Source organism: Maricaulis salignorans (assembly GCF_900103475.1).
Taxonomy (GTDB): Bacteria; Pseudomonadota; Alphaproteobacteria; order Caulobacterales; family Maricaulaceae; genus Maricaulis; species Maricaulis salignorans.
Genome location: NZ_FNHG01000027.1, coordinates 19,122 through 27,460, shown reverse-complemented (window position 1 = coordinate 27,460; position 8,339 = coordinate 19,122). Strand labels below are relative to the sequence as shown.

General features: G+C 61.1%; 7 protein-coding genes and 1 tRNA gene. 2 read left to right on the top strand and 6 right to left on the bottom strand.

Features of this window, described 5'->3' with window-relative positions; translation table 11 throughout:
* Nucleotides 1-98: 98 nt before the first annotated feature.
* A tRNA-Val gene (locus BLT42_RS14530) sits at nt 99-174 on the bottom strand.
* Between the two features lie 78 nt (nt 175-252).
* Complete coding sequence (locus BLT42_RS14525) at nt 253-921, bottom strand: TetR/AcrR family transcriptional regulator (RefSeq protein WP_091771894.1); 669 nt, start codon at nt 919-921, stop codon at nt 253-255.
* A gap of 232 nt (nt 922-1,153) precedes the next feature.
* Between BLT42_RS14525 and BLT42_RS14520 the strand changes: the two genes are divergently transcribed.
* Together BLT42_RS14520 and BLT42_RS14515 are read left to right on the top strand one after the other, a co-directional pair.
* Nucleotides 1,154-1,867: a PspA/IM30 family protein gene (locus BLT42_RS14520; RefSeq protein WP_091771893.1), complete on the top strand. Its 714-nt coding sequence runs from the start codon at nt 1,154-1,156 to the stop codon at nt 1,865-1,867.
* Between the two features lie 11 nt (nt 1,868-1,878).
* On the top strand, nt 1,879-2,142 hold the full coding sequence (locus tag BLT42_RS14515; RefSeq protein WP_176780388.1) for a YiaA/YiaB family inner membrane protein: 264 nt from the start codon (nt 1,879-1,881) through the stop codon (nt 2,140-2,142).
* Nucleotides 2,143-2,206: 64 nt separating this feature from the next.
* Here BLT42_RS14515 and pheA read toward each other — a convergent pair whose 3' ends face one another.
* The 4 genes from pheA to BLT42_RS14495 form a co-directional block, all read right to left on the bottom strand.
* The gene (gene pheA, locus BLT42_RS14510; protein WP_091771892.1) at nt 2,207-3,358 is read right to left on the bottom strand and encodes a prephenate dehydratase; all 1,152 of its coding nucleotides are present in this window, start codon (nt 3,356-3,358) and stop codon (nt 2,207-2,209) included.
* 282 nt (nt 3,359-3,640) lie between these two features.
* Nucleotides 3,641-6,043 carry an endopeptidase La gene (gene lon, locus BLT42_RS14505; protein ID WP_091771891.1) on the bottom strand — a complete coding sequence of 801 codons (2,403 nt, stop codon included), beginning with the start codon at nt 6,041-6,043 and terminating at the stop codon, nt 3,641-3,643.
* A 146-nt stretch (nt 6,044-6,189) separates the two neighbouring features.
* Complete coding sequence (gene clpX, locus BLT42_RS14500; protein WP_091771890.1) at nt 6,190-7,461, bottom strand: ATP-dependent Clp protease ATP-binding subunit ClpX; 1,272 nt, start codon at nt 7,459-7,461, stop codon at nt 6,190-6,192.
* A 156-nt stretch (nt 7,462-7,617) separates the two neighbouring features.
* Nucleotides 7,618-8,247, bottom strand: coding sequence for an ATP-dependent Clp protease proteolytic subunit (locus BLT42_RS14495; RefSeq protein ID WP_091771889.1), 630 nt, complete (start codon nt 8,245-8,247; stop codon nt 7,618-7,620).
* Between the last annotated feature and the right edge of the window lie 92 nt (nt 8,248-8,339).

Sequence of the window (8,339 nt, the reverse complement as noted above, 5' to 3'; positions counted from 1 at the left end):
CGAGCGCAGCCCTCCTTCGCCAAGGCTTCGGAGGGCACCTCTTCGCCCCAGGTGCGCGCTGCGGGTGGCTTGCCACCCGAAGCCCGCAGGGCGAAGGGTGGTGGGCGGTGAGGGGCTCGAACCCCCGACCCTCTCGGTGTAAACGAGATGCTCTCCCAGCTGAGCTAACCGCCCGATCCATCGGCCTGCATCGGCCTTGGCCGATCTGGAGGCGCTTTCTAGTCTGACAGGGGCGATGCACGCAAGCCAAGACTACTGCGCGGCGCTCGCATCACGAATCACGGCGCCCAGTATCACGCCGATCTGGGCCATCGCCTCGGCGGCCGGATCGCTGCCGCGGCTATTGGCCAGGGTCAGGCTGACAATACCATGCACGCTGGCCCACAGAGCCCTCGCGGCCCGGGCGCGCTGGCCCGGCCCGGCAAAGCCGGGGACATCAGCGATCACCGATTCGACGATGGCGAACAGATTATCCTCCGACTGGACATAATCCGCCGGCCGGCTCGTATCGGTGCGACGGCTGCCGTGCAGCACGGCCTCCCATCGGGCGCTATTGGCCAGCACGAAATCGAGATAGGCTCGCGCCAGCACCATCAAACGGGTCTCGACATCGGATTCGTCCGGCGAAATCGCCGCCAGTGCGGCGCGGTGGTGCGCGGAAAATTCCTGATGGGTTTCCAGATTGAGAAACCGCACCAGCGCGTCGATATCGCCGAACAGCTTGTAGATCGAGCCAACGCTAAGCCCCGCCTTACGGGCAATCGCCCTCGCCTGCAGACCATTCAGTCCCTGCTCGGCCAGCAGCACCCGCGCCGCCTGCAGCGCCACCTCGCGGTCCTGATCGGTCAGACCGGGTCGGCCCCGGGTCTTCTTTGGTGCCGGGGCGTCAGTTCCGGCGCGGGTTGCGGGCGAAGTCTTCATCCCTCAAGGCTAACGCAAAAATTAAAACGAACAATGTTCCTTTTTGCGGCTGGCGACGGTCACGACTGCCCCGCTCGGCCACGCCCCTCCATGCATCCCTCGTTCTGCGCGCTGGCGGAGTGCGGAAAAACGGTGCGGCGCCCGCCCCGAACAGCACGCGATTTTCCCCCTTGCGTGAACCGGATTCAGCTCTACCGTTTTTTATGAACATAGTTCATTAAAGGAGATACTGATGTTCAAGACACTCATCACCATCGTCCGGGGCCGGACCGCCCAGGCGCGAGACGAGCTTGAAGACGGCCACACCGTGCTCATCCTCGAGCAGAAATTGCGCGAGGCCAGTGCTGGCCATGACCGCGCCAAACGCGCCCTCGCCACCATGATCCTGCGCGAACGCAATGAGAAACGCGCCCTCGCCGGCGTCACCTCGCGGATTGGCGATCTGGAGAACCGTGTGACGGCGGCCATGAATGCCGGCATGGATGCTTTTGCCAGCGAGGGCGCCGACGCCATCGCCGAGCTTGAGCGTGAACAATCGGTGCGCGAACAGACGCTCGAGCGCACAGCCCTCGCCGCCCGGCGGCTGCGCCTGATGATCGAACAGACGGACCGGCGGCTGGTGGAATTGCGGCTCGGCCTGACCACGGCCCGTTCGATGGAAGCAGAACGCGGCGCGACGCGTGATTTGCGCGGCGATTTTGCCGGCATGGCGGCGATCGTCGAGGGCGAGGCTGTTCTCAAGCGCGCCCTGGAACGGACCGATACGACAGAAGAATTCGACATTCTCGACCAGATCGACGCCGAGTTGAATGGTGATGACCTGGTTGAACGCATGGCCGCGAACGGCCTGGGCACGCCCTTGCGGAGCCGCGGCGCTGATGTGCTCGCCCGCCTCAAGGCCTGCACCGAAACCGGCATCAATGCCACCCAAGCCCAAACGGTCTGAAGGAGATCATCATGCTGGGACAATCCAAACTCTGGGTCAGCTTCAATTATGCCTGCGTCATCGCAGCCTATGCGATGCTCGGCCTCTCGCTGATCCTGATGCCCGTCGACATGTCGACCAAAGGCTATGTCGGCATGGGCGTGCTGTTTCTGACCGGGTCGCTCGTGACCCTGGTCAAGACGCTGCAGGAACAACGTATCAATGAGCAGTTCTCGTCAAAGGTGGAACGGGCGCGGCAGGAAAAACTGCTGAGCGATTACGTCGCCACCGAATAGGACGGGCCACAGACCGGCGGAGAAATGAGCGGTCCCGCAGGCTTCTGTCTGCAGGACCGTTTGCTCAATCCACCCTCACCCGGTCGATGCGATCGGCGGCATAACAGCCGAGCATCTTGATCTCGCGCGTATGAGCTTCCAGCGTTGTGAGACTGTCGCGCAATTTGGGATCGTCCAGATGCGCCTCGACATCCATGATGAACATCTCCTCCCAGGGATTACCGGCAATCGGGCGGGATTCCAGCTTCACCAGATTGATGCCATTGTCGCGAAATCCTGTCAGGGCATCGACCAGGGCGCCCGGATCGTCACGGGTGGTGAACATCATCGAGGTCTTGCACTCGACCCCGCGCGCCGGAAGCTTGCTGTCACGCGCCAGCACGATGAAACGGGTGATGTTCTGCTCGTGATCCCCGACCCCGTGGGCAAGAATGTCAAAGCCGAACAGTTTGGCGGCATCCTCGCCGCCAATGGCGGCCGCAGTATCATCCTCTTCCAGGAGGCGTTCGAGTGCCCGGGTCGTGCTGGACGACATATGGGTCTCGATTTCCGGATGGCCGGCCAGATAACGCCGCGATTGCGCCAGCGCTTGCGGGTGACCGAAAACGCGGGTGATGCGGCCACTGCCGGACGCCTTGCCGATCAGGCAGTGATCGACCCGCAGCATGAATTCACCGGCGATCCGGGTGCGGCCCTCGAGCAGGATGTCGAACACCTCATTGATGGAGCCTGTCGTCGTATTCTCGATCGGCACGACACCGTAATCGACCTCGCCGGTCTCGACAGCGCGGAAAATCGAGACGAAATCGCGCTTGGCTGACGGAACGACATTGGCATTGCGGCGCGCGAAGATTTTCTGGGCCGCGATATGGCTGTAACTGCCCGGCCCGCCGAGATAGGCGACGCTGGCCTCGTTGAGATCGGCATCGCGCATCGAGTCAAAACGGGTGCGCTGGAGCTGGATCGAATTGTCGAACAGGGCGTGGAAGATCTGCTCCACCAGCTCCTGGGGCACGCCCTGGGCCTTGCCGCGCTCGACCGCCTCACGCAACACGGCCTGTTCCCGGTCACGATCCCGCACCGGCAGGCCGGAGCGCACCTTCTCGTCGACAATCGCCTCAACCAGGGCCGTACGTCGTGCGATGGCATCGACCAGCTCACGGTCGATCTGGGTGATCGATGAGCGGATATCATCGCGTGAAGCTTGTTCAGACATGTCCTGGCCTTCTCTCAAAACGAAAAAGGCCTCCCCTGTTGGGGGAGGCCCTGGAAACTCGCTGCTTGTCGCGCGCGCTAGCCGGCCACCGCCCCCGAACGGGTTGCGTTGGTAAAATAGTCGGTAAAATAAAGCGCTGTACAAGTCATGATGAGAGTGTGCGTCCCTGCCCCGCCGCCGTCAATGCCGCAGCGCCGCATCGACGCAAGTTTTATGCAGAAAAAAGGCCGGGATGATTAATCCCGGCCTTTCAATTCCAATCCGGCGTGAGCCGGCGGCAAGTTAGTGTGCGAGCTGAGCCTCGGAGCCATCCGGCGCCGGATTGGCCATGCCCGCCAGGGCTGCCGCATCGGACTCGGTCCATTCGACCGGCTCGACTGGTGCGGCCAGGGCGCGCTCGAGGACTTCATCCGCGGTTTCGACCGGGATGATCTCGAGACCTTGTTTCACATTGTCCGGAATTTCCACGAGATCCTTCTCGTTTTCCTTCGGGATCAACACAGTCTTGACGCCACCACGCAGGGCCGCCAGCAGTTTCTCTTTCAATCCGCCAATCGGCAGGACATGGCCACGCAGGGTGATCTCACCCGTCATCGCCAGATCCTTGCGCACCGGAATACCGGTGAGCACCGAGACAATCGCCGTCATCATGCCGATACCGGCCGACGGACCGTCCTTCGGCGTCGCGCCTTCGGGGACGTGAACATGGATGTCGGTGGTCCGGAACACGGTCGGCCGGATGCCCATGGACGGCGCCCGCGACTGCACGAATGAATTCGCCGCCGAGATCGATTCCTTCATCACATCACGCAGATTGCCGGTCACCGTCATCTTGCCGCGACCCGGCATCTTGACCGCTTCGATCTGCAACAGATCGCCGCCCGCTTCCGTCCAGGCCAGGCCGGTGACGAGACCGACACGGTCCTCGCGCTCGGATTCACCGAAACGATATTTGCGGACACCGGCAAACTCGCCGAGATTATCCACCGTGATATCGACCCGTTCCGCCTTGCCACCTTGCAGGCGGCGTACGGATTTCCGGGCCAGATTGGCAATCTCGCGTTCGAGACTGCGCACGCCGGCTTCCTGGGCGTAATAGCGGATCAGATCGCGCACGGCATCATCGGTCACCGACCAGTCGCTTGGCGTCAGGGCGTGATTGACCATCTGCTTGGGGATCAGGTGGCGCTTGGCGATTTCGAGCTTTTCATCCTCGGTGTAACCGGCGATGCGGATGACTTCCATCCGGTCGAGAAGCGGTTGCGGCAGGTTCAGCGTATTGGCCGTCGTCACGAACATGATGTCGGACAGGTCGTAATCGACCTCGAGATAATGATCGTTGAACGTCGCATTCTGTTCCGGATCGAGCACTTCGAGCAGGGCCGCAGACGGGTCGCCGCGATAATCAGCACCGAGCTTGTCGATTTCATCGAGCAGGAAGAGCGGGTTGCTCGACTTGATCTTCTTCATCGACTGGATGATCCGGCCCGGCATGGAGCCGATATAGGTGCGGCGGTGGCCACGGATCTCGGCTTCGTCACGCACGCCGCCGAGCGACATGCGCACGAAATCGCGGCCCGTCGCCTTGGCGATCGAACGGCCAAGCGAGGTCTTGCCGACGCCCGGAGGCCCGACGAGGCACAGGATGGGGCCGCGCATCTTCTTGGTGCGCGCCTGAACGGCGAGATGCTCAAGAATGCGCTCCTTGACCTTCTCGAGGCCATAATGATCGGCTTCGAGCACGTCCTCGGCACGCGTCAGATCGTTTTTCAGGCGTTTGCGCTTGCCCCAGGGCAGAGCGATGATCCAGTCGAGATAATTGCGCACGACCGTGGCTTCCGCCGACATCGGGCTCATCTGGCGCAGCTTCTTGAACTCGGCATCCGCCTTGGCGCGCGCCTCTTTGGACAGCTTGGCCTCAGCGAGACGGTCCTCGAGCTCCGCGAGCTCTTCACGGCTGTCATCGCCCTCACCCAGCTCGCGCTGGATCGCCTTCATCTGCTCATTGAGATAATATTCGCGCTGGGTCTTTTCCATCTGCCGTTTGACGCGGCTGCGGATTTTCTTCTCGACCTGGAGAACGCCGATCTCGCCTTCCATCAGTCCGAGAATGCGCTCGAGACGGGCTGCCGCATCGGGCTGTTCCAGCAAGGCCTGCTTTTCCTCGATCTTGACGGCGAGATGCGCGGCGATGGAATCCGAAAGCTTGGCCGGATCGCTGATCTGGGCCAGCGAGGCGAGCGCCTCAGGCGGGACTTTCTTGTTGAGCTTGACGTAGTCGTCGAACTTGGCCGCGACGGTGCGCATCAGCGCTTCCAGCTCGGACGGGTCACCACTTTCCTCGGCGACCGGTTCGCAGGTCGCCTCGTAGAATTCTTCGGTATCGGTATAGCCGGTGATTTCGACACGCACACCGCCCTCGACCAGAACCTTCACGGTGCCGTCGGGCAGTTTGAGCAATTGCAGAACCGAGGCGATCACACCGGTCGAGTGAATTGCGGTATTGGCGGGTTCGTCATCACCTGCAGTGCGCTGGGTGGCCAGCAGGATCTGCTTGTCGGCGCGCATGACTTCTTCCAGCGCCTTGACCGATTTTTCGCGGCCGACAAAGAGCGGGACGATCATGTGCGGGAACACGACAATGTCGCGCAACGGCAGAAGGGGAAGTGTCTTGATTGTGGACATGTATGCTCCATGCGCACCCGTTTGCCGGCGCGTCGAGACTTGACGGGTTATCATGACTCGTTTCGGCCGGACGCCGACGGGTGAAAACTAGTGGCAGCCGGGTGGCCGCCTCTTACGCCAACAGGTGGCGATGCGAGGCGGCTACGTCAAGCACCCGTGCGTTTATCGTCTTTGCGTTCCGCATAGATCAGCAATGGCTTGGCATTGCCTTCGACGACTTCAGCATTGACGACGATTTCCTCGACACCATCCATGGATGGCAGGTCGAACATCGTCTCAAGCAGAATGCCTTCCATGATCGACCGCAGGCCGCGGGCCCCGGTCTTGCGCAGGATGGCGCGCTTGGCGATCTGCTTCAGCGCGTCCTCTGTGAAGGTCAGGCCAACGCCTTCCATGTCGAACAGGCGCTGATACTGTTTCACCAGCGCATTCTTCGGCTCGGTCAGGATCTGCACCAGGGCGTCCTCATCGAGGTCTTCCAGGGTCGCAATGACCGGCAGACGACCCACGAATTCCGGGATCAGGCCAAAGCGCAGCAAATCATCCGGCTCAACCATGCGCAGGATGTCGCCGGTACGGCGGACATCGGGTTCGCGCACATCGGCACCGAAGCCGATCGAGGAACCCTGGCCGCGCTGGGAGATGACCTTGTCGAGACCGGAGAAGGCCCCGCCGACCACGAACAGGATATTCGTCGTGTCGACCTGCAGGAATTCCTGCTGCGGATGCTTGCGCCCGCCCTGCGGCGGCACGGAGGCAACCGTGCCTTCCATGATCTTCAGCAAGGCTTGCTGCACGCCCTCACCCGATACGTCACGGGTGATGGATGGATTATCGGACTTGCGCGAAATCTTGTCGATTTCATCGATATAGACGATGCCGCGCTGGGCCCGCTCGACATTATAGTCGGCGGACTGAAGCAGTTTCAGGACGATGTTCTCGACATCCTCGCCGACATAACCGGCTTCGGTCAGGGTCGTGGCATCGGCCATGGTGAAGGGCACGTCGAGGATCCGCGCCAGCGTCTGGGCCAGCAGCGTCTTGCCGCAACCGGTCGGGCCGATCAGCAGGATGTTCGACTTGGCCAACTCGACGTCGGAATTCTGGCTGGCGTGATTGAGGCGCTTGTAGTGATTGTGAACCGCAACCGCGAGCACGCGCTTGGCATGCGACTGGCCGATCACATAATCATTGAGGACATCAAAGATCTCCTGCGGTGGCGGAACGCCCTCCTTGGATTTGACCAGCGATGACTTGTTCTCTTCACGGATGATATCCATGCAGAGTTCCACACACTCATCGCAGATAAAGACCGTCGGTCCTGCGATCAGCTTGCGCACCTCATGCTGGCTCTTGCCGCAGAAGGAGCAGTACAGCGTGTTCTTGGACTCGGCGTCGCCGCCTGTGGTCTTACTCATGTCCGCTCCATTTCAAGCCCGGGCCTCTATTCGATACCCGCAATTTGTTCGGTCCTGCAACATCAAGGCCGAACTTTAGCGAAAGGTTTCCGCGTCTGCTAATTCGACCATATCGCTACAGTATGCTTCAAGCCACCCCGCAGACCGGGATCACCATCAGCTCTCCGGATTGTCCGGGTCGATCCGCTTGGCATAAACATGATCAACCAGGCCAAACTCCTTGCCCTCATCCGCAGACATGAAATTGTCGCGGTCGAGTGCCTGTTCGATCTCATCATAAGTGCGACCGGTGTGTTTCACGTAAATTTCGTTCAGGCGGCGTTTGATTTTCTGGATATCCGCTGCATGGCGCTCGATATCCGAAGCCTGGCCACGGAAACCGCCGGACGGCTGGTGCACCATGATGCGGGCATTCGGCGTCGCATAACGCATTTCCGGATGACCGGCGGTGAGCAGAAGCGAGCCCATCGAGGCCGCCATGCCCATACACATCGTCGACACCGGGCTGCGGATATACTGCATCGTGTCATAGATCGCCAGGCCGGCCGAGACGACGCCGCCAGGCGAATTGATATAGATGGAAATCTCTTTTTTCGGGTGCTCGGATTCGAGGAAGAGAAGCTGGGCCACAATCAGGCTGGCCATGTGATCCTCGATCGGACCCGTGATGAAGATAATCCGTTCCTTGAGCAGGCGGGAGTAGATGTCGAAGGCGCGCTCGCCCCGGCTGGTCTGCTCCACCACCATCGGAACCAGATTCATCATCACATCCTCGGGATTATGCATATCAAGCTCCTTGGGCCGTTGCCCTGAATTATGTAGGGACGATTCTCGTCACGCGCGAGGTTGAACTATTGCGGGCGTTGCCGATACGCGCA